The organism is Frateuria sp., from assembly GCF_013362045.1.
GTDB lineage: Bacteria > Pseudomonadota > Gammaproteobacteria > Xanthomonadales > Rhodanobacteraceae > Frateuria_A.
Window position 1 is genome coordinate 1 of record NZ_JABFWW010000264.1, and the last position, 20331, is coordinate 20331.

Genomic DNA, 20331 nt, shown 5'->3' on the forward strand with positions numbered 1-20331 from the left:
ACGTGTGGCTCTGGCGCACCGGCGACGGCATCGCCATGCGAGCGGTCGAGCCCGCGCTGGCCGCATTCACGCGCGCGTTGCTGGCCGGCGAGCGCCTGGCCGCGGCCTGGGCGAGCGCACCCGGGTTGCCGCCGCAGGAATTGCTGGCACCGCTGCTCGAATACGGTTTGATCGCCGCCATCGTCTCCACATCCGAGGAAGCTCCCGCATGAACACCCGCACCGTCGTCGCCCGCTGGACCCGCCTCGGTGCCCCGCTCGACCGCCTCGCGCCGCTGGCGCTGCTGCTGTTGCGCCTGTTCGTGGCGCTGGCTTTCTGGCGCGCCGGCGTGGTCAAGTGGGACGATCCCGCCGGCACCGCCTATCTGTTCGAAAACGAATACCAGGTGCCGCTGCTCGCCCCCGCCGTGGCTGCCGCCCTGGCCACCTGGACCGAGCTGGTGCTGCCGTGGCTGCTCGCGCTGGGCCTGGGCACGCGCGTGGTCGCGGCGGTGCTGTTCGTCTACAACATCGTCGCGGTGGTCTCGTATCCGGCGCTGTGGCCGAACGGCTTGTGGCAGGGCTTCGTCGGCGGCGACTTCAACGACCACAAGGCATGGGGACTGATGCTGCTGGCCCTGGTCGCGCTGGGCGCGGGCCGCTGGTCGTTCGATGCGCTGGCACGACGCTGGTCGCCGGCGCGATCCGCGTAGATGTCCGTTGTCCCGGCCATCTCCTGCAACGGCGGTAGAGCCGGGAGCGGTTAGAGCTCCACCACCTCGACCGGACCGGCGTACTCGCCCTCGAGGATTTCGGCGAAGGCTATGGCATCCACCAGGGACTCCCCCGGATGTGAGGTCGTGAGGAGAAAGTACGGGCTTGTGCCGTCGCCAACGGCAACCTCGTCCGCTACCTCTTCGAGCTCCACCGCGTCTGCTCCGACGATGCCCAGGAACACCACGCCTTCGCTGATCCACGCAGCCACGCGCGCCGAACTCGGGGCACAGCCCCCGGATCGAGTGAACGACAATCTTGCGGGGCTGCACATCGGCTCCGGGATCAGAACTCGCTCACGCGGTTGTCACCAAGCCCATCGATCGCCACGCGCCAGCCCTGTTCCACGGCATCGAACGGACGGCGGTCGCCACGGTTGGTGAGCATGACCAGGGTGCCGTGTTCCAGCGGCACTTCGCGGCCGAGCCAACCTTCGCGCTGGAAGTCGCGGCGCGCCGAGGTCTGCTTGGTGGGCACGTAGAGCACCACCACCGGTTGGCCGTCTGGATGGCTGACCAGGTGCACCGTGCGGTAGGGGCCGACGTCGCAGGCGTGCACGTAGGTCGTGTCGATCGGCAACGGGCCACGCAGCGCGGCATGTCGTTCGGCAAACACGGCGGACACCGGCGCCGGCGCCAGCGGCCGGGTGAGCGCGAGCGCGCCGATCTCGCCCGGCATGTGTGCCACGGCGAGCGCCGGCAGGGTGTGCGCCTGCGCCTGGCGCCAGAGGATGCCGCCACCGCCCAGGGCGATCAGCAGCGAAGCGGCCAGGCCCAGCGCCATGCGGCGGCGGCGCACCTGGCGCTGGCGCTCGCCGGTGGCCTGCGCCAGCAGCACGCGTTCGGCCAGGCCTTCGGGCAAGGGCACGTCCAGCGCGCCGTGCAGGTCGCGCTCGAAGCGCTGGGCCTTCTCCCACGCGGCCGTGCAGGCCGGGCAGGCCTCACGGTGGGCGAGCATCTGCGGATCGCGGCCGTGCGGCTCGGCGCCGAGGCGGCGGCGGAACTCAAGACAGTCCATGCTGCACCTCCGGGCGTTCGCCGTGCAGGATGGCCTTGAGCTTCTGCCGCGCGCGGAACAGCTGGGTCATCACCGCGCCCGGCTGCTGGCCCAGTTCGGCGGCGATCTCCTCGCAGCTCATGCCGCCCAGCACCTGCAGCAGCAGCGGTTCGCGGTATTTGTGCGGCAACTTGTGCATGGCCTCGCGCAGTTGGGCGGCATCGCCGTGCCGCTCGGGACTGGCCCAGGCGGCGTCCTCGGCGAGATCCTCGTCCAGTTCGGTGGTATCGAAGCGCCGGCGCTCGTGCAGGCGCGCGTGCTCGCGGCGCAGGATGGTGAGCAGCCAGGGCTTGGCGGCCTCGGCCTCGCGCAGCGCATCGAGGTTCTTCCACGCGCGCAGCAGGGTTTCCTGCACCAGGTCCTGCGCCAGCGCATCCTGTCCGCACAGCCAGTAGGCAAAGCGGTACAGGTCGCCGGCGTGGGCGCGGGTGAGCGCCTCGAACTGTCGTTGCCTGGAATCCACCTGCGAGAAGACCGGGACAGGCCGCTTCATCTTTCAGGCATCCCTGGCGTCAACGCAGCTTGCCGAGGATGCCGTCGAGTTCGTCGTTGCTGTGGTAGTGGATCACCAGCTTGCCGCGGCCGCCACGGCCCTGGGCCACTTCCACGCGGGTGGCGAAGCGTTCGCCGAGCTCGCGTTCCAGCGCATCGACGTTGGGATCGCGCACGCTGGCGGCCTTGGCCTTGCCCTTGGGCGCGGCCTGCGCGCGGCGCGCGGCGTCCTCCAGTTCGCGCACGCTCCAGCCCATGGTCGAAGCCTGGCGCGCCAGCGGCACCGCGATGGCTTCGTCCAGCGTCAGCAGGCAGCGCGCATGGCCCATCTCCAGCTTGCTCTCGTCGAGCAGTTTCTTGATGGAGGTCGGCAGGTCGATCAGGCGCAGCAGGTTGGACACCGCCGCGCGCGAGCGGCCGACCGCATCGGCGGCCTGCTGATGGGTCAGGTCGAAGTCGTCGATCAGGCGCTTGAGCGCATCGGCCTCTTCCAGCGGCGTGAGGTCCTGGCGCTGGATGTTCTCGATCAGCGCCATCGCCGGTACGGCGGCCTCGTCGACCACTTTGACCAGCGCCGGGATCTCGCTCATCTGCGCGCGCTGGGCGGCGCGCCAGCGGCGTTCGCCGGCGATCAGCTCGTAGCTGTTCTTGCCGATCGCGCGCACCACCACCGGCTGGATCAGGCCCTGCGCCTTGATCGAGGCGGCCAGTTCGTCCAGCGCCTCCTCGTTCCAGTGCCGGCGTGGCTGGTACTTGCCCGGCTGGATCTGCTGGATCGGCAGGCTGCGCAGTTCGCCCTCCTGCTCGAGTGGCGAGGCGGTGCCGGCGCCGTCGCCGCCGAGCAGCGCGTCCAGCCCGCGGCCGAGTCCCCGTTTCTTCGCGGCGGCCATGGTTACTCCTGGTGGATGTCGGCGGCCATGTCGAGCGGCTCGCCGGTGTCGTGCATGTCGTTGAGCGCGGCGATGGCGGCCTGCGCGCCGCGTTCGCGGCGGATGATCTCGCCGGCCAGGCCGATGTAGGCGATGGCGCCGCGCGAGCTGCGGTCGTACAGGTGGATCGGCTGGCCGTGGCTGGGTGCCTCGGCCAGGCGTACGTTGCGCGGGATGATCGAGCGCAGCACCTTGTCGCCGAAGTGCTGGGTGAGCTGTGCGGAGACCTCGTTGCCGAGGTTGTTGCGCACGTCGTACATGGTGCGCAGCAGGCCTTCGATCTCCAGCTTGGGATTCAGCCGCTGGCGCACCGCCTTGACGGTTTCCAGCAGGCTGGAGAGTCCCTCCAGCGCGAAGTATTCGCACTGCACCGGAATCAGCAGGCCATCGGCTGCGGCCAGGGCGTTGAGCGTGAGCAGGTGCAGCGAGGGCGGACAGTCGATCAGGATCGTCTGGTACCTGTCGCCGATCTTGGCCAGCTGCTCCTTGAGCCGGCTCTCGCGGGCGATCGCATCCATCAGCTTGAGCTCGGCGGCGGTAAGGTCGCCGTTGCCCGGCAGCAGGTCGTAATGCGCCTCGGTGGTGACGATGGCGCCTTCGATCGGCGCCTCGTCCAGCAGCACTTCGCAACCGTTGGGCTTGGCTTCGCGCTTGTCCACGCCCGAGGCCATGGTGGCGTTGCCCTGCGGATCCAGATCGACCAGCAGCACCTTGCGCTTGGCGGCCGCCAGCGCCGCAGCGAGATTGACTGCCGTGGTGGTCTTGCCGACGCCGCCCTTCTGGTTGGCGACAGCGATGATGCGGGCCATGGTCGTCCGGTCTTGCAACAAAGGACGGGTAGATTAGCAGGGCGCAGCGCGGCGGATCGCCACCAGGCTTCGCTCGGCATCCAGGCCGGGCACCTGCAGCGGATGGACCGCTTCGACGACGAAGCCGGACGGCAGCGCGGCGATTTCCTCGGCCGGCGGCCTGCCCTTCATCGCCAGCCAGCGGCCGGCCGGGGCGAGCAGGTGGCCGCCCCAGGCGAGCATGTCCGGCAGGCTGGCGAACGCACGTGCGGTGACGCAGTCGAAGCGGCCCTGGACCTCTTCCACGCGCGACTGCAGCGCCCGCACGCCCGCGAGCCCGAGCGCGCGGATCGCCTCGCGCAGGAAGCGCACCTTCTTGCCGTTGGAATCGACCAGCAGCACCTCGCGCCCCGGCGCGGCGATGGCCAGCGGGATGCCGGGCAGGCCGGGGCCGGTGCCCAGGTCGGCCAGGCTGGCGCCCTCGACGTAGGGCAGGATCGCCAGCGAATCGAGCAGGTGGCGGGTCACCATCTCGGCCGGGTCGCGCACGGCGGTCAGGTTGTAGGTTCCGTTCCAGCGCTCGAGCAGCGCCTGGTAGTCGAGCAGGCGCTCGACCGCTCCGGGCGGCAGCGTCAGGCCGAGCCCGGCCAGGCCCTGTTCGAGCTGGTGGTGCAGGGCATGGCGTGTGTTCATGGGCGGTCTGCGGGGTGGATGGACCGCGCAGTATCGACTTGCATGCCGCCCGATGCCAGGCGGGGCGTTCAGGCCAGCTCGAGCTCCACCCGGGTGACCATCAGGCCCCGCTCGCGCAACGCGCCGTTGAGTATCCGCTTCAGACGGCTGCCCAGTGCGCGATGGTCGCTGCGGCCGGGCCCGGTTTCCTCGCCGTGCAGCGCTTCCAGCGCGCTGTCGCGGATCAGCTGATCGGCCCGCTCGATCACCGGGTCGACCCGCTCGGGCTCCAGCACCTGCCAGTAGACCTTGCCGCAGACGCCGCTGGCGCCGGCCGGCGCGTCCCGGAACTGCAGGATCTGGCCGGTCAGGTCGATGCGGTGGCCCAGCCGGTCCAGCCCCGGCAGCACCAGGTGCAGGCCGGCCTCCAGCATGCGCGGCGGGCGGCCGCGGCGGTGCAGGCTCTGCACGTGGCCCGCCGGCACCCGGCGCAGCACGGCGCACAGCAGGCAGAGGAGGGTGGCGAAGACCAGGAGCACGATCATGGCGGTGGCCGATGGGTTGCGGACGACTCGGCGGGGGTTCGATGCTAGGGCAACCCGCGCCGGGCAGGATTAATGGCTTTTTAACTCCTTGCCAAGCACATCGGCCGCCCACCCGCCCGCTTGAGTGCCGCAACGTGACTGCACGCACACTTCAGCCGCCTCCCGCTGCGCGCAGCTGCCGATGAGCGCGGGTGCGCTGGTGGTGATGGGCGTGTCCGGCTCCGGCAAGACCACCATCGCGCGCCAGCTGGCCGATGCGCTGGGCTACGTGTTCGTCGATGGCGACGATCTGCACCCGCCGGCCAACATCGCCAGGATGAGCGCCGGCATACCGCTGGAGGACGCCGACCGCTGGCCCTGGCTGGACGCGATCGCCGCCCGCATGCATCGCGAACTGGCTGCCGGCCGCAGCATCGTGGTCGCCTGCTCGGCGCTGAAGCGGGCGTATCGCGAGCGGTTGCAGCGGGTCGGACCGGCGGTGCGGTTCGTCTACCTGGAGGTCGGCCACCAGGAACTGGCGCGGCGCATGCGCGGACGTGAGCACTTCATGCCGCCGGAGCTGCTGGGCAGCCAGTTGGCCACGCTGGAAGCGCCGGCCGGAGACGAGCCGGCGCTGCGGGTCGATGCGAACGGGACGGTGACCCGGACGCTGGCGCTGGTGCTGCAGGGACTGCAGAAGCAGGGCCTGGCCTGAGCCGGCCGCTGGCCCCTTCCCGTCGTAGGAGCGCGCTAGAAGTAGCCGGCCCGGAAGTCGGCGATGGCCTGGTGGATCTGCTCGGGCGTGTTCATCACGAACGGTCCGTAGCGCGCCACGCTCTCGTTGAGCGGGCGGCCGGCGACGACCAGCAGGCGCGCGGCGGCGGTGCCGGCGGCGAGGGTCAGCTGGTCGCCTTCGGACAGCACCGCCAGCTCGCCACGCGCCAGCGGCGAGCCACCCACTTCGGCCGCGTCGCCCTCGAACACGTAGGCGAACGCGTGATGCTGCGGCGGCAGGTCGAGCTCGAAGCGCGCGCCGGCGGCCAGTCCAATGTCCAGGTACAGCGGCGCCGTGGCGATGCCCTGCACCGGGCCGACCGCGTCGCCCAGCCGGCCGGCGATCACGCGCGCTTCCACGCCGGGCGCCGGCTGCACGCGCGGGATGCGCTCCGGGCTGATGTCCTGGTAGCGCGGCGCGGTCATCTTGTCCGCCGCCGGCAGGTTCACCCACAGCTGGAAGCCCCACATCAGGCCGTTCTCCTGCTGCGGCATCTCCGAATGCAGGATGCCGCGCCCGGCGGTCATCCACTGCACGCTGCCGGGCCCCAGGTCGCCCTGGTTGCCGTGATTGTCGCCGTGGCGCATGTGGCCGGCCAGCATGTAGGTGACGGTCTCGAAACCGCGGTGCGGGTGCTCGGGAAAGCCGGCGAGGTAGTCGTCCGCCTGGTCGGAGCGGAACTCGTCCAGCAGCAGGAACGGGTCGAGCATGTCCAGGTTCGGCTGGCCGATGATGCGCTTGAGCTTCACCCCGGCGCCATCGTTGGTGTCGATGCCGCGTACGCGGCGGGTGACGGTGCGTTGGCTCATGGAGCGCCTCCGGAAGATGGGACGCCCGAAGCATGGGGCTGGCGCCGGGCAAGGCCAAGCATGGCGGCGTGAACGGATTGTTTCGCGGAGCGCGTCAGCCGGGCTGAGGCCACTTTCATTCGCGAGCGGGAAGATCCGGCTCGCGACCATGGCTTTCCCCGCCCTGCGGAAGTAAGCCGCCCGACGAGTGGACGGACGGCCTTGCGGAAAGGCATCCAGGGCGACCGCCATGCAGCGGGAGCAGCGGACCCGCTCCTGCAACGGTTGCTCCGGTTCAGTGCACCCAGTGGCCGCTACGCTGGCGGGGGGGCGGCGGCGCCTGCTCGCCTTCGGTCGCGGGCGCACGGGCGAGCGCGGCGAGCTCTTCTTCGGTGGCCGGATGCTCGTGCCAGTACTGGTCGACGGCACCGAGCACCGGCGCGACCTGCGCCAGGCACTGGTCGTACTCCTCGTCGCTGAGCTTCTCGAACTCCGCCTCGGCACTCAGGATGCCTTCGTCCACCGCCAGCGCCATCACCGGCCCGAGCAGTTCCATCAGCTGCGGGTCGTCGGCCAGGCGCTTCTCCCACAGCCCGGCGCGCAGGTCGATGCCGCGGCTGAAGCCTTCGCACCAGCCGGCCGCCGAGAGCACCGGACCGGTGTCGGTGTCGACTTCGCCCAGGATCGGCTCGTAGGCGTCCACGTCCAGTTCGACGCGGATCGAGTCATTGAGCTTGGCCAGCAGTTCCAGCACGCGGTTGCCTTCGGCCTCGTCGGCGAAGGGATCGTGCAGCACCTCGGGCAACCATTCGTCCGGCAGCACTTCAAGCGGGCCGACCGCGATCGCCGAGAGCATGCCGTGCACGCCGTCGAGCAGCAGGCGGCCCTCTTCGGCGTGGCCGCGCAGGTAGCGATCCAGCTCGTCCAGTTCCTCGTCGGTGAGGGAACTGGGCCATTCGGTGGAAGGGGTGTTCATCGTTTCTCAGATATCCAGATCGAGCGTCACCGGGGTGTGATCGGAAGGCCGCTCCCATTGCCGCGGCACGCGGTCGATGGCGGCCGCACGCGCGGTTCCCTTCAGCGCATCGCCGAGCAGGATCAGGTCGATGCGCAGCCCCAGGTTGCGGCGGAAGGCGGCCTGCCGATAGTCCCACCAACTGTGGTGGCCGGCGTCCTGTTCGAACAGCCGGAAGCTGTCGTGCAGCCCCAGGCCGGTGATCGCGGCGAGCGCCTCGCGCTCGGGCACCGAGCACAGCACCTGGTCGCGCCAGGCGGCGGGGTCGTGCACGTCGCGGTCTTCCGGCGCGATGTTGAAGTCGCCCAGCACCACCAGGTTGGGATGACGCTCGTGCTCGCGGGCGAGGAACTCGCGCACCTTCGCCAGCCAGTCCATCTTGTAGGCGTACTTGGGATCGCCGACCGCCTTGCCGTTGACCACGTACAGGTCGATCACGCGCAGGTCGCCAACGGTGGCGGCAAGGATGCGCCGCTGCGGATCCTCCAGCCCCGGGATGTCGGTGACCACGTCGGCAGGCGTGTGCCCGCGGGCGAGGATGGCCACGCCGTTGTAGGTCTTCTGCCCGGAAAACACCGCGCGGTAGCCGGCCGCGGCCAACTCGTCCACGGGGAACTTGCCGTCCTCCAGCTTGGTTTCCTGCAGCGCCACGATGTCCGGCTGCGCCTCGCCCATCCACTGGGTCAGCTGCGGCAGGCGCACCTTCAGCGAGTTCACGTTCCAGGAGGCGATCTTCATCGGCGCATTGTAGGGGATGCGCCGCGCCGGACCGACTCCGCCGGTCCGCAGACGGAGGTACGCGGGGCAGCCGGGCCCATCATGCCAGTCCGTGGCTTTTCAGCAGCGCCTCCGGCTCGGGCTTGCGGCCGCGGAAGGCGACGAAGCTTTCCAGCGCCGGGCGGCTCGCGCCGACGGCGAGGATCTCGCGGCGGAAGCGTTCGCCGGTGGCCTGGTCGATGGCGCTGCCGCCGTGTTCGGTCAGTTCCTCGAAGGCGCCGAAGGCGTCGGCGCTGAGCAGCTCGGCCCACAGGTAGCTGTAGTAGCCGGCCGCGTAGCCGCCGGCGAAGATGTGGGTGAAGGCGTGCGGGAAGCGCTGCCACGCCGGCGGGTGCAGCACGGCGACCTGGCTGCGCACTTCCTCCAGCACTTCCATCGTGCGCGCGCCGCGGGCGGGGTCGTATTCCAGGTGCAGGCGGAAGTCGAACAGCGCGAACTCGAGCTGGCGCACGAGAAACAAGCCGGCGTGGTAGTGCCGCGCGGCGAGCATGCGCTGGTAGAGCTCCTCGGGCAGCGGCTCGCCGGTCTGCCAGTGGCGCGCGAACAGATCCAGCGCCTCGCGGTTCCAGCCGAAGTTCTCCATGAACTGGCTGGGCAGCTCCACCGCGTCCCATTCGACGCCGTCGATGCCGCCGATCGAGGGCAGCGCGATCTCGGTGAGCAGATGGTGCAGGCCGTGGCCGAACTCGTGGAACAGCGTCAGCACGTCGTCGTGCTTGAGCAGTGCCGGCTTGCCTTCGGTCGGCGGGGCGAAGTTGCAGGTGAGGAAGGCGATCGGCAGCTGGTGCTGCGCTTGATCGTCGAAGCGCGCGCGGCAGACGTCCATCCAGGCTCCGCCGCGCTTGCCGTTGCGCGCGTAGAGGTCGACGTAGGCGCCGGCGAAGACGCGGCCGTCGGCGCCGCGCACGTCGTAGTAGCGCACGTCCGGATGCCATACGTCGACGTCGTCACGCTGCGTCAATGTGATGCCATACAGCTTGCCGGTGAGGCCGAACAGGCCCTCGATTACCGCCGGCAGCGGGAAGTAGGGTTTCAGCTGTTCCTCGTCCAGCGCATAGCGCTGCACGCGCAGCTTCTCCGAGACATAGGCGACGTCCCATGGCTCGAGATTGTCCAGGCCCAGTTCCGCCTGCGCCCACGCGCGCAGTTCGTCGAGCTCCTGCTGGGCGACCGGGCGCGCGCGGCCGGCCAGGTCGTGCAGGAACTCCATCACCTCGGTGGGCGAGCCGGCCATCTTGGTGGCCAGCGACTCTTCCGCTGCATTGGCGAAGCCAAGCAGCCGCGCCGCCTCGTGACGCAGCTTGAGGATCTCTTCGATGCGCCCGCTGTTGTCGAACTTGCCCGCGTCCGGGCCCTGGTCGGAGGCGCGCGTCTGGTAGGCCCAGTAGACGCGCTCGCGCAGCGCGCGGTCGTCGGCGTAGGTGAGCACCGCTTGCACGCTGGGCTGCTTGAGGGTGACCAGGAAGCCTTCCAGTTCCTGCTCGGCCGCATACTGGCGCAGCACGGCGCGGCCGGACTCGGGCACGCCGGCCAGGTCGCGTTCGTCGGTGACGTGCTCGTGCCAGGACTCGCTGGCATCCAGCACCGCATTGGCGAATTCAGTGGACAGCCGCGACAGGGTCACGCCGATCTCGCGGTAACGCGAGCGCGCCGGCTCTTCCAGCGCCACGCCGGAAAGCCGGAAATCGCGCAGCGCGTGCTCGACCAGCGCGCGCTCGGGCCGCGGCAGGCCGGCGAAGGCCGGCGCGTCGGCCAGTGCCTGCACGGCTGCATACAGGGCGCGGTTCTGGCCCAGTTCGATGGCGTGCTCGGTGAGCTTTTCCTCGGCCGGTCCATAGACCGCGCGAAGCGCCTCGCTGTCGGCCACCGCATGCAGGTGACCGACCGGCGCCCAGGCATGCGCCAGGCGCTGTTCCAGCCGCTCCTGGGTGAGCATCACCGTGTCGAAATCCTTCGGCGTTTGCGGCGCGGTGAGCGCCTCGATGCCGGCGCGGTAGTCGGCCAGGACCGCGTCGATCGCCGGCGTCACGTGCTCGGGCCTGATCCGTGAAAAGGCGGGCAGCGGCTGGTCGGCCAGCAGCGGGTTGGATGAGTCCATGCGAAGCTCCTTGGGATCGTTCCAGCGTGGCGACCGGACTGGGCGAAATCAAGCGCGCCGACGCCGCGGACGTAGTCACTTACAATCCGCGGGATGAACAATCTGCGTATCTACAAGGGCATCACGCCTACCCTGGGCCAGCGCGTGTACGTCGACCCGGCCGCCAGCGTGATCGGCGACGTGGTGCTCGGCGATGACGTTTCCGTGTGGCCCGGCGTGGTGCTGCGCGGCGACGTGCACTACATCCGTGTCGGCGCGCGCACCAACATCCAGGACGGCACCATCGTGCACGTCAGCCACGAAGGCCCGTACGGGCCGGGCTTTCCCTGCCTGATCGGCGAGGGCGTGACGATCGGTCATGCCGCCGTGGTGCATGCCTGCACCATCGAGGACTACTGCCTGATCGGCATGCACGCCACGGTGCTCGACGGCGCGGTGGTGAAGAAGCACGGCTTCGTCGGCGCCGGCGCGGTGGTGTCGCCCGGCAAGGTGGTCGGCGAGCGCGAGCTGTGGCTGGGCAACCCGGCCAAGTGCGTGCGCCTGCTCACCGACAGCCAGGTCGAGCAGCTGCACTACTCGGCCGAGCACTACATGCGGCTGAAGAGCGACTACCTCGCCGCCGGCTGAGCGACGTTGGCCATGCGGGCCTGGATCATCGCGGCGCGGGCCTCGTGGCGGCGCGTCGCGAGCCCGCGTTCTGCGGAGAGCTTGCCGGCCAATAGCGCCACGATGTAGTTGTTGCTGTCGAAGTCGCGCAGCAGGCGCAGCTCGCGTTCGGCCTCGTCCAGTTCGTCGCGGTCGATGGTTTCCTCGATGGTCTGCGTGGCGGCGGGGAACAGCCGGTGCAGGGCTTCGCGCGTGGGCGCGTCGTCCGGAGCCAGTTCGAGCACGCTGAGGTAGAACTCGTAGGCGTTGCTGCCGGCCGGCGCCACCAGGCGGTGGTCGCGCTCGGCCTCTTCGGCCAGGCCAACCAGGATGGCGCGGCCGCCGCCGTCGTCGGTTGGTGCGGGAGGCGCGGAATGGCGCAGGCGCAGGCCGAGCAGCGCGAGAACGAGGATCAGCAAGGCGCCCGCCGCCAGCAGCAGGCGGCGGTTCGGCGCGAAGGAAGCGGACATGGGTGCATCGCCAGTGACCCGCGCTTGGGCGCGGCGCGCGCACCGTAGCGGCCGTGTGTGTCAGTGGCGTGACCTGCGGTTGCAAGGGGCGCTCCTTCGCCCCTCGCGACGCGGCCTGGCGTTCAGAAAGGCGCCTGCCCGCGGGAGTCGGGCGCGCCGTCCGGACGGCTGAACCAGCCCAGGTGGTTGCTGCCGCCGGGACAGCCCTGGCCCTGCGTATAAGCGCTCAGCAGGCCGCCGACGCTGCTCACCGAGGCTTGGTAGCAGCTGCCTAGCGTGTCATCGAAGCGATAAGCCTGCGTGTTCCGCTGCCCGGTGTGACCGATGAATGCACCGGCGGCGCTGAACTGCAGCGTGTCGGCCGCTTCCACCTGGTTGGACAGCCGCGTCGCGTACAGCGGCACGCCGGCCAGGCTGCGCGTGGTGCTCAGCTCCTGGCCCTGGCGCACCGTGGCGGCGGCACCGAGGCTGCCGTCGGCGGCCGCCAGCTGGCGGTAGTCCAGGTCCAGCGGGTAGCGCACGTGCTGCTCGTAGATTTCCGCCAGCGGGCCGCGCTGGCGGGTGCTGAGGCTGTCCACGCGGGTCAGCTGCACCGTGTGCTGGTCGTAGGTGGAGGCGTTGATGAGGAAGCTCTGCGTATCGTCGAAGCCGACCGTCTGCGTGACCGTGCTGCGCACCCGCCCGCGCGAGGTGTCGGCATAGCCTTCGATGGTGAACTGGCGGGTGAGCTGCGTGGTGACGTCGCCACTGAGGTTGCCGTCGGCGTCGGTGGCCAGCGTGCTGCCGATGGTCGGCGTCGGCGGCTGGCCGGCGAGCGTGTTGCGCACGATGCGGCCGCTCACCTGCGCCGCCTGCGGGTCGCGGTAGACGAGCAGCGCCGCGGTGGCCGAGAAGTAGCCGTGCGCGCCGGCCACGCTCAGCGCCACCTCGTGCGGCGCGCCGTCGCTGAGCAGGCCGGCGAACGGCGTCAGGTCGACGCGGTAGGGCATGAAGTTGAGCGTCTGCACGCCGGGCGTCGGACGCCACAGGTACGGGTCGATGCCGCCGGTGTAGATCCACGGCATGACCGGCGCCACGCCTGCCGGTTGCCCATCGATGCTGACCTCGGCCTCGCGGAAGTTGCCGCCGCCGCATTCGAAGGTCTGCGCCGCATAGGCGTCGGGCACGCAGGTGTACCAGAACTCGTCGCCGCCCTGGCTCTGCGTGAACACGTCGAGATACGCTCGCTCGACGTTGCGCGGCAGCGTGAACGTCTTCGCCAGGCGGTCGCTGCTGGCATTGAGCACGGTGGTGTTGCCGACCGGGTCGGCACCGAGCGCGTAGACCGCGTCAGGTGCGTCGGTCTGGCCGCCGCCGGGGTAGAACACCAGCCGCGCACTGCCATGGATCACACCGGTGTAGGTGCCGTTGACCAGGTTGCCGATGATCGCCTGGCCCTGCCCGGCCTGGCGCAGCAGCGCGCTGTAGTCGGTCAGGTCGCGCTCGACGTGCCATTGCGGCGATACCGTGGCGGAGGGCTCCTGGGTGGTGCCGAAATAGAGGTTCACGCCGTCCAGCCACAGTGTGGCGGTGCGATCGAACTGGCGGCCGGCGGTCACCGAGAAGTCCGCCTCCAGCACCACCTTCTTCCAATGGGTGCCGCAGCCGGTGGGGGGCGCGTAGCTGTACGGCCGGGTGCCGAAATCATCGAAGCTGACGTCGTTGAACAGTTCGACCGTGCAGGCCTTCTCCGATGGCCGCGGCACCGCCGGATCGGCCACCGCCACGGCGGGCGAGCCGACCGTGAATTCCGCGGCCGGCGACGCCGCCTGGGCGGCGCCCGACAGCCCTACGACCAGGCCGAGCCCGCACAGGCTGCGGCCGAGCATCCCTATCTGCGTCATGGGTGACTCCGCTGATGCGAGTAACCCCCTGTGGAACCGGACGCTAGCACGTGCACCGCTGCCCGGACGTGAGGGCTGCGGCAGCGTGCACGCCGCTCCGGCGCTCAGGTTCCCGTGCGCAGCCGGGCATAGACCGGCCCGGTGTCCGGTCGGCGGCCGTGCCACAGGGCGAAGGCGTCGGCGGCCTGCTCCACCAGCATCCCCAGCCCGTCGCAGGCAACCCGCGCACCCGCGCCGCGGGTCCAGTCGAGGAAGCCCTGCGCGCCGGCGCCGTAGGAGAGGTCGTAGCCGACCGTCTTCGGGCCGGCCAGGCTGCGCGGCCGTTGCAATGGCTGGCCGAGCATGCCGGCCGAGGTCGCGTGCACGATCAGGTCGAAGCGGCCCAGTTCGCCAAGGTCCTGCCAGTAGCGCGCGCGGGCCTGCGGCACCCCGAGCGATGCGGCAAGCGCGGCGGCGGTGTCGGCGGTGCGGTTGGCGATGACCAGTTCTTCCACGCCGGCATCGAGCAGATCCCAGGCCACGCCGCGCGCCGCGCCGCCGGCGCCCAACAGCAGCACGCGGCGACCGCGCAAGTTGCACTGTTGGCGTTCGGTGAGGTCGCGCACCAGGCCGGCGCCGTCGGTGTTGTGCGCGGCCAGCCGGCCATTCGGCTGGCGGGTGAGCACGTTGGCGCTGCCGGCGCGGCTGGCCGCGGCGCTGCGATCATCGGCCAGCGCGTAGGCAGCCGCCTTGTGCGGCAGGGTGACGTTGACGCCGTGCGCGCCGGCGAGGAAACGATGCACTGTGTCGGCGAAAGCTTCGGGCAGCGCATCGACGGCGGTGTACTCCAGCGCGATGCCGCACTGCTCGCCGAACAGCCGGTGGATCACTGGCGAGAGCGAATGGCCCTCCGGATGGCCGAAGACCGCGGAACGCGCGGGTCGGGCAGTGCCATGGGCCATGGGCGGTCCTGCGGGCGGTTGCGTGACGCGCATTCTAGGGCCTGCAGGCAGGCGAGGTCGCAGCCGGTGAGATGGCCGCTGCGCAGGCTGGATGCACTACCCGATCCGGAGTCCACCCCATGCCCGCTTGCCGTTCCCAGGCCTTCGCTCTCTGGCTGGCCACAGGCGCCGGCCTGTGGTGGCTGCTGGGTGCCTTCCTGCTCGCCCTTACCCCGCTGCCGGCGCATACCGAGTCGCTCGGCTGGGCGCCGCTGTACTGGCTGCTGCTGGCGCCGCCGTGCGTGCTGGCCGGCCTGCGGCTGCGCCGGCTCGCCTTCGCCGCAGCGGCCGGCTGAAGGCCGTTGCCGGAGCGCTCCACGCGCACGCTCCGGCATCCGCGTTGTGCTACAAGGCGCGATCTTTCGCGACGCGCTGGCGTCTGGCGGCAGGGGGCCGGCACCCAAGCATGATGGCGGTGAGCTACAACCCGTGGCTGGTGGTGTTGTCGATCGCGCTGGCCGCGCTGGATGCCTATGTCGCCTTCAGCGTGGTCGGGCGCATCGCCCGTTCGCGCGGCCCGGCCGCGGTGCTCTGGACCGGCTTCGGCGCGCTGGCGATGGGGTCCGGCGTGTGGGCGATGCATTTCATCGGCATGCTTGCCCTCGAGGTGCCGATACCGCTGGGCTACGACAGCCAGGAGACAGCCCTGTCGAGCGTGCCGGTGATACTGGCCACCGGCGCCACGCTGTGGCTGCTGGCGCGGCGGTCCACTCACGCGGGCGCCGTGATGGCCGGCGTCGTCCTCGGACTGGGCATGACCTCCATGCACTACCTGGGCGTGCATGCGCTGCACATACGGCCGTCGATCGCCTGGCGCCTGCCATGGGTGGCCGCGTCGCTGTTGCTGGGCCTGGCCGGCTCGACCGCCGCGATCTGGCTGCACAGCATGATCTGGCGCGGCGACCGCCGCCATCGCTGGTGGCTGCGCGTGCTGGCCGCACTAATGCTGGGCGGCACCGCCGCCGGCGTGCATTACCTGGGCGTGGCAGCCATGCGGTTTCCGGCCGGCGCGGTGAGCCTCGAGGCCGGCATCGGCCTGCACGGGCTCGGGCTGGGCCTGACGATCAGCCTGGTATCCGGGCTGTTGCTGCTGCTGACGCTGTGCGCGAGCCTGGCGCACCGGCAGCTGCAGCGGCACACCGAGGCGATCGCACGCGAGCTGGGCCAGGCGCGCGACGCCTTGAGCTGGCTGGCCTATCACGACGAACTGACTGCGCTGCCCAACCGCGCCAACGTGCTCGACCTGCTCGACCGCCTGCTGCCGCTGGCGCAGGCCGAGCAGTTCGAGGTGGCGGTTATGTTCGTCGACCTGGACGGCTTCAAGTCGATCAATGACACGCTCGGCCACGACGTCGGCGACGAATTCCTGCGCTCGGTCGCCGATGCATTGCGGGCCAGCGTGCGCAGCCGCGACACGGTGGCGCGCTTCGGCGGCGACGAGTTCGTGGTGGTGCTCGAGCGCTTCCGCAGCGAAGCCAACCTGGTCGCCATCTGCCGCAAGATCCTCAGCCTGGTCAGCCGGCCGGTGACGGTCGCCGGCCACAGCGTGAGCGCCACGCCCAGCATCGGCGTGGCAATGTTCCCGCGCGACGGCGGGGACGCGGCCAGCCTGCTGCGCCACGCGGACCTCGCCATGTACAGCGCCAAGGAGCAGGGCAAGGCGGGCTACTGCTTCTACCAGCCGCGCATGAGCGAGCTGGCGCGCGACCGGTTGCTGCTGTCGGCCGAACTGCGCGAGGCGCTGCAGCGCGAGGAGATCGTCGTCTACTACCAGCCGAAGGTGGAGCTGGCGAGCAGGCGCGTGATCGGGCTGGAGGCCCTGGCTCGCTGGCCGCAACCCGGGCGCGGCCTGCTGCTGCCCAAGATCTTCGTGCCGCTGGCCGAGGGCAGCGGACTGATTGGCCAGCTCGGCCAGGTCGTGCTGCGCCAGGTGGCGCGCCAGTTGGCGCAGTGGCGGGCGCGCGGCCTGCCGCTGGTGCCGGTGGCGATCAACGTGTCGCTGCAGGAGATCCAGGATGGACATTTCGTCGCCGCCCTGCTGGGCACGCTGCGCGAGTTCGGTCTGCCGCACGACCTGATCGAGTTCGAGATCACCGAATCGGCGGCGATGAAAAACGCCGAGCACACGCTGCGACAGCTGCGCCAGCTCGAGGCGCTGGGTTTCCGCATGGCCATCGACGACTTCGGCACCGGCTTCTCCAGCCTGAGCCACCTGCGCCAGCTGCCTACGCAGTCGATCAAGATCGACCAGAGCTTCGTGCAGGGCGCCACCCGCAATCCGGCCGACCGCGACATCACCGAGGCGATCATCGCGCTGGCGCGCAAGCTGCGCCTGGCGACCATCGCCGAAGGCATCGAGACCGAGGCGCAGGCCGCCTGGCTGCAGGAGGCCGGCTGCGAGATCGGCCAGGGCTACCTGTTCGTGCGGCCGCTGCCGCCCGAATCGGTGCCGGCGCTGCTGCTGCAGGCGGCCGTCCACCCGGCGCCCGATGCCGCGAACGGCTGACGGCGGCGGGACTAGCGTCCGATGCCCAGCCGCTTGTGCTCCATGCGGCGCAGGAACTCCTGCATGATCCGGCGGTAGAGGTCGGTGCCGAGGTAGGCGTCCTCGACACCGGCATCGATCGAGGGATTGTCGTTCACCTCGATCACCACCGGCCGGCTGCCGACCTGCTTGAGGTCGACGCCGTACAGGCCGTCGCCCACCGCCTGGGTGGCCTTGAGCGCGAGCTTGACCACTTCGGCCGGCGCATCGCGCACCGCCACCGTCTCGAAGCCGCCCGACTTGGCCGGCCCCTTGGCGCCGTGGTTGTAGATCTGCCAGTGCCCGCGCGACATGTAGTACTTGCAGGCGTACAACGGCTCGCGGTTGAGCACGCCGATGCGCCAGTCGAACTCGGTGTAGACGAACTCCTGCGCCAGCAGCAGCGCGCTGTGCGAGAACAGCTCGCCGGCGGCCCTCTCCAGCGCTTCGGCGTTCTCCACCTTGACCACGCCGCGCGAGAACGAACCGTCGGGGATCTTCAGCACCAGCGGGAAGCCGAGCTTCTCGGCGGTCTCCTTCAGGCCCTTGGCGTTGTCGCGGTAGAGGATCTCGGTGCGTGGCACGGCGAGCTTGCGCGAGACCATCAGGTCGTTCAAAAAGATCTTGTTCGTGCAGCGCAGGATCGAGGCCGGGTCGTCGATCACCACCATGCCTTCCTTCTCCGCGCGGTGGGCGAAGCGGTAGGTGTGGTTGTCGCTCGCCGTCGTCTCGCGGATGAACAGGCCGTCGTACTCGGCCAGGCGCGGGTAGTCGTTCTTGCCGATCGGGTCGACCTCGATGCCCAGCTCCTTGCCGGCGGCGATGAAGCTCTTCAGCGCTTTCTTGTTGGAAGGCGGCATCGCCTCGGCCGGATCGACCAGCATGGCGATGTCGTAGCGGTAGAGCTTGCGCGTGCGCGGCTTGCGCCAGAGCTTGCGCGAGAAGCGGTCCAGCTCCGCGGCGAAGGCGTCCTCCTGCGCATCGTCCAGCGTGTGCAGGCCGACCGGCTTGATCGAGGCCACCTGCCACACGCGCTCGCGCTCGAACTCGATGCGCAGCAGCGGGCAGGGGAACATCTCGAACACCTGCCGCGCCAGGTCCTGCAGCGCCGGGTAGGCGGTCTCGCCGAAGTAGACCAGGATGCCGAAGTCGGTGGTGTCGCGCCCGCCGGCCGGCAGGAAGTGGGTGAGCTTGCTGTTGAGGTCCTCGATGTCCAGGCCGTACAGCGAACGCCGGCGCAGGTCGTTGACCGTGCGCACCGAGGGCATCACCTTGTGTCCGCGCGCCTCGCCCAGCAGGGACACGTAGTAGCCCGTGCCCAGGTACTTGTAGCTGCGGCACAGGTTGATCACGTGGGTGCGTTCGTCGTCGCGGCCGACCGGTTCGCGCAGGTAGTCCATCGCGCTGATCACGTCCACGGACGGGTAGTAGGCGCTCCAGTCGGAGGCTTTCTCGACGACGATCACCAGGCGGGTCATGGCACCTCGCTACACGCAGGAGGAATGCCGTCGCGGGAGCGGAACGAGGCGGCAAGGGGCGCAAAGCGCGCAGTTTGGCATAGGCGCCGCGTCGCGCAATGGCGGATCGGGGCGGGCCTAAGAGGCGGTTCAGCGTGTCGCAGCTCGTGGGAGGGCGATGGCCCACTTCGTTCGCACGGCGTTGCTGACTGAAGCCCACCCTTCGGATTCCTGCGTGCGTAGACTGCTGCCATGACCCGACGGCCTGCTGCCCTCCCCGTACGCCTGCGCACCGCCTCGCCGACCGACCTGGACGCCCTGGTGGCGCTTGAAGAGCGCGCCTTCAGCGGCGACCGCCTGAGCCGCGCGCAGTATCGCCGCCACCTCGCCAGTCCCGGCGCCGCCGTGCTGGTCGCGGACACGCCGGATGAGGGCCTGCTCGGCAGCGCGCTGGTGTTCTTCCGCAGGGGCAGCACGCTGGCGCGGCTGTATTCGATCGCGACGGCGCAGGCCGCGCGCGGCCGCGGCATCGGCACGGGCTTGCTGGCCGCCGCCGAACATGCCGCGCGCAAACGCGGCAGCCGCGCGCTGCGGTTGGAAGTGCGCGTGGACAACGCCGCGGCGATCGGCCTGTACGAGCGCGCCGGCTACCGTCGCATCGGCCGCTACACCGGCTACTACGAGGACGGCGCCGATGCCTGGCGCTACGAAAAGGGCCTTGCGGCTCCCTGAGGATCGCCGCGCCTGGTGGTGTCCTTCGACTTTGGCGCTTCGCGCCGAGCTCCGGGCGAACGGCAAACAGGTCCGCCCGCGCTTAAGTGCACGCAGGCCGGATCGAAGGACCGCCTTACAGCGGATGGGCCATCCGCTCGGCCGTCTCCTCGTCCGGCCGCGCCACCAATGCGCCGGTACGCATCAGGCTCACCGTGTAGTGGCCACCGTCGACCAGCGGCAGGTAGGTGCCGCTGCCGTGGATGGTGTCGACCATGGGCAGCCAGTTTGGGTGCTGGCGCGCCAGCGTGACCCGGTCGAACGCGCCGGCCTGGCGCAGGTCGACCACCGTGCGCAGGCCGGTCGCCTCCTGCTCCGGATCGTCGTAGCGGCCGGACAGGCGGTCCAGCCGGTACAGCGGCGGCAGGCCGGCAAGTACGGCCGGCAGCTTCCACTTGAGCACCAGCGCCTCGACCCGCCAGGCATCGCCCGCCACGCTCGCCGCGCGGCTCTGTCCATCGGGCCAGCTCAGCGTGACCGCCCAGCGCTGCGGCGAGAGGATGCGGGCATCCAGCGCCACCACGGGGGCTTCCCCGCCGAGCAGCCGGTAGCCGCGCAGGCTCCAGCCGGCGCCGGCCAGCAGCAGGACCAACGCCAGCCCGACCAGCAGCCACAGCGCGCGCAGCACCGCTGCAAGCGGCCGGCGTGCCTGCATGCGCTGGCGCAGTGCCAACAGCTGCGCCAGCGCGAACAGCAGCGCGAGCGCCGCCAGGATTCCCAGCAGCGTGCTCGGCAATTGCAGCATGGTCCAGTCCATCGAAGCGCGGGTCCGCACGGCTATGATGCGCGCATCATAGTCGCCGCCGTTTCGAGGAAAGCCGATGCGCCGATCCATCCTCTGCACCGTCCTGCTGCTGACCGCCGGCGTGCTCGCCGGTTGCGGCAACAAGGGACCTCTGGTGCTGCCGCCGCCGGCGCAACCAGGCAGCACGGTG

Annotated in this window: 24 protein-coding genes; 8 read left to right on the plus strand and 16 right to left on the minus strand. The window is 70.3% G+C overall.

Annotated elements, in window-relative coordinates; translation table 11 throughout:
• Together HOQ08_RS12515 and HOQ08_RS12520 are read left to right on the plus strand one after the other, a co-directional pair.
• On the plus strand, window positions 1–212 hold a 212-nt coding region (locus HOQ08_RS12515; protein WP_291195337.1), incomplete at its 5' end, for a hypothetical protein.
• A complete protein-coding gene (locus HOQ08_RS12520) occupies window positions 209–691 on the plus strand; it encodes a DoxX family protein (RefSeq protein ID WP_291195340.1) in 483 nt (160 codons plus the stop codon). The genes HOQ08_RS12515 and HOQ08_RS12520, both read left to right, overlap by 4 nt.
• A 50-nt stretch (window positions 692–741) precedes the next feature.
• Here HOQ08_RS12520 and HOQ08_RS12525 read toward each other — a convergent pair whose 3' ends face one another.
• From HOQ08_RS12525 to HOQ08_RS12555, 7 genes are all read right to left on the minus strand, one after another.
• Window positions 742–963: a hypothetical protein gene (locus HOQ08_RS12525; protein WP_291195343.1), complete on the minus strand. Its 222-nt coding sequence runs from the start codon at window positions 961–963 to the stop codon at window positions 742–744.
• A gap of 74 nt (window positions 964–1037) precedes the next feature.
• A complete protein-coding gene (locus HOQ08_RS12530) occupies window positions 1038–1769 on the minus strand; it encodes a DUF3379 family protein (protein WP_291195345.1) in 732 nt (243 codons plus the stop codon).
• The gene (locus tag HOQ08_RS12535; protein WP_291195348.1) at window positions 1756–2301 is read right to left on the minus strand and encodes a sigma-70 family RNA polymerase sigma factor; all 546 of its coding nucleotides are present in this window, start codon (window positions 2299–2301) and stop codon (window positions 1756–1758) included. Before HOQ08_RS12535 ends, HOQ08_RS12530 begins: the two co-directional genes overlap by 14 nt.
• Before the next feature lie 19 nt (window positions 2302–2320).
• Window positions 2321–3190: a ParB/RepB/Spo0J family partition protein gene (locus HOQ08_RS12540; RefSeq protein WP_291195351.1), complete on the minus strand. Its 870-nt coding sequence runs from the start codon at window positions 3188–3190 to the stop codon at window positions 2321–2323.
• Between the two features lie 2 nt (window positions 3191–3192).
• Entirely contained in the window at window positions 3193–4038 is an 846-nt protein-coding gene (locus tag HOQ08_RS12545) for a ParA family protein (protein ID WP_291195354.1), read from the minus strand.
• A 33-nt stretch (window positions 4039–4071) separates the two neighbouring features.
• A complete protein-coding gene (gene rsmG, locus HOQ08_RS12550) occupies window positions 4072–4710 on the minus strand; it encodes a 16S rRNA (guanine(527)-N(7))-methyltransferase RsmG (protein ID WP_291195356.1) in 639 nt (212 codons plus the stop codon).
• Between the two features lie 68 nt (window positions 4711–4778).
• A complete protein-coding gene (locus HOQ08_RS12555) occupies window positions 4779–5234 on the minus strand; it encodes a hypothetical protein (RefSeq protein WP_291195359.1) in 456 nt (151 codons plus the stop codon).
• 181 nt (window positions 5235–5415) lie between these two features.
• On the opposite strand from HOQ08_RS12555, the gene HOQ08_RS12560 reads away from it, so the two are divergent.
• On the plus strand, window positions 5416–5928 hold the full coding sequence (locus tag HOQ08_RS12560; RefSeq protein WP_291195362.1) for a gluconokinase: 513 nt from the start codon (window positions 5416–5418) through the stop codon (window positions 5926–5928).
• Window positions 5929–5963: 35 nt separating this feature from the next.
• On the opposite strand, the gene HOQ08_RS12565 is transcribed toward HOQ08_RS12560, so the two are convergent.
• From HOQ08_RS12565 to HOQ08_RS12580, 4 genes are all read right to left on the minus strand, one after another.
• Window positions 5964–6797 carry a pirin family protein gene (locus HOQ08_RS12565; protein WP_291195365.1) on the minus strand — a complete coding sequence of 278 codons (834 nt, stop codon included), beginning with the start codon at window positions 6795–6797 and terminating at the stop codon, window positions 5964–5966.
• A 274-nt stretch (window positions 6798–7071) separates the two neighbouring features.
• Entirely contained in the window at window positions 7072–7752 is a 681-nt protein-coding gene (locus tag HOQ08_RS12570; protein WP_291195368.1) for a YecA family protein, read from the minus strand.
• A gap of 6 nt (window positions 7753–7758) precedes the next feature.
• Window positions 7759–8529, minus strand: coding sequence for an exodeoxyribonuclease III (gene xth, locus HOQ08_RS12575; protein ID WP_291195371.1), 771 nt, complete (start codon window positions 8527–8529; stop codon window positions 7759–7761).
• A 79-nt stretch (window positions 8530–8608) separates the two neighbouring features.
• The gene (locus HOQ08_RS12580; protein ID WP_291195374.1) at window positions 8609–10666 is read right to left on the minus strand and encodes a M3 family metallopeptidase; all 2058 of its coding nucleotides are present in this window, start codon (window positions 10664–10666) and stop codon (window positions 8609–8611) included.
• A 93-nt stretch (window positions 10667–10759) separates the two neighbouring features.
• Between HOQ08_RS12580 and HOQ08_RS12585 the strand changes: the two genes are divergently transcribed.
• Window positions 10760–11293 carry a gamma carbonic anhydrase family protein gene (locus HOQ08_RS12585; protein ID WP_291195377.1) on the plus strand — a complete coding sequence of 178 codons (534 nt, stop codon included), beginning with the start codon at window positions 10760–10762 and terminating at the stop codon, window positions 11291–11293.
• Here HOQ08_RS12585 and HOQ08_RS12590 read toward each other — a convergent pair.
• The 3 genes from HOQ08_RS12590 to aroE all read right to left on the minus strand — a co-directional run bounded on the left by HOQ08_RS12590 (window position 11275) and on the right by aroE (window position 14605).
• Complete coding sequence (locus HOQ08_RS12590) at window positions 11275–11781, minus strand: energy transducer TonB (protein WP_291195380.1); 507 nt, start codon at window positions 11779–11781, stop codon at window positions 11275–11277. The two genes, HOQ08_RS12585 and HOQ08_RS12590, sit on opposite strands and share 19 nt — an antisense overlap.
• Window positions 11782–11903: 122 nt before the next feature.
• On the minus strand, window positions 11904–13664 hold the full coding sequence (locus HOQ08_RS12595) for a peptide-N4-asparagine amidase (RefSeq protein WP_291195383.1): 1761 nt from the start codon (window positions 13662–13664) through the stop codon (window positions 11904–11906).
• Window positions 13665–13768: 104 nt separating this feature from the next.
• Window positions 13769–14605 carry a shikimate dehydrogenase gene (gene aroE, locus HOQ08_RS12600; protein ID WP_291195386.1) on the minus strand — a complete coding sequence of 279 codons (837 nt, stop codon included), beginning with the start codon at window positions 14603–14605 and terminating at the stop codon, window positions 13769–13771.
• Window positions 14606–14724: 119 nt separating this feature from the next.
• On the opposite strand from aroE, the gene HOQ08_RS12605 reads away from it, so the two are divergent.
• Both HOQ08_RS12605 and HOQ08_RS12610 read left to right on the plus strand, forming a co-directional pair.
• Window positions 14725–14940: a hypothetical protein gene (locus HOQ08_RS12605; protein ID WP_291195389.1), complete on the plus strand. Its 216-nt coding sequence runs from the start codon at window positions 14725–14727 to the stop codon at window positions 14938–14940.
• A gap of 119 nt (window positions 14941–15059) precedes the next feature.
• A complete protein-coding gene (locus tag HOQ08_RS12610; RefSeq protein ID WP_291195392.1) occupies window positions 15060–17150 on the plus strand; it encodes an EAL domain-containing protein in 2091 nt (696 codons plus the stop codon).
• An 11-nt stretch (window positions 17151–17161) separates the two neighbouring features.
• Here HOQ08_RS12610 and HOQ08_RS12615 read toward each other — a convergent pair whose 3' ends face one another.
• Window positions 17162–18646 (minus strand): RimK family protein, encoded by a 1485-nt coding sequence (locus HOQ08_RS12615; protein ID WP_291195395.1) that lies wholly within the window; start codon window positions 18644–18646, stop codon window positions 17162–17164.
• A 231-nt stretch (window positions 18647–18877) separates the two neighbouring features.
• Here HOQ08_RS12615 and HOQ08_RS12620 point away from each other — a divergent pair, with 231 nt between their 5' ends.
• Entirely contained in the window at window positions 18878–19357 is a 480-nt protein-coding gene (locus HOQ08_RS12620) for a GNAT family N-acetyltransferase (protein ID WP_291195398.1), read from the plus strand.
• 115 nt (window positions 19358–19472) lie between these two features.
• Here HOQ08_RS12620 and HOQ08_RS12625 read toward each other — a convergent pair whose 3' ends face one another.
• Complete coding sequence (locus HOQ08_RS12625; RefSeq protein WP_291195402.1) at window positions 19473–20153, minus strand: hypothetical protein; 681 nt, start codon at window positions 20151–20153, stop codon at window positions 19473–19475.
• A 64-nt stretch (window positions 20154–20217) separates the two neighbouring features.
• On the opposite strand from HOQ08_RS12625, the gene HOQ08_RS12630 reads away from it, so the two are divergent.
• On the plus strand, window positions 20218–20331 hold a 114-nt coding region (locus HOQ08_RS12630; RefSeq protein WP_291195405.1), incomplete at its 3' end, for a lipoprotein.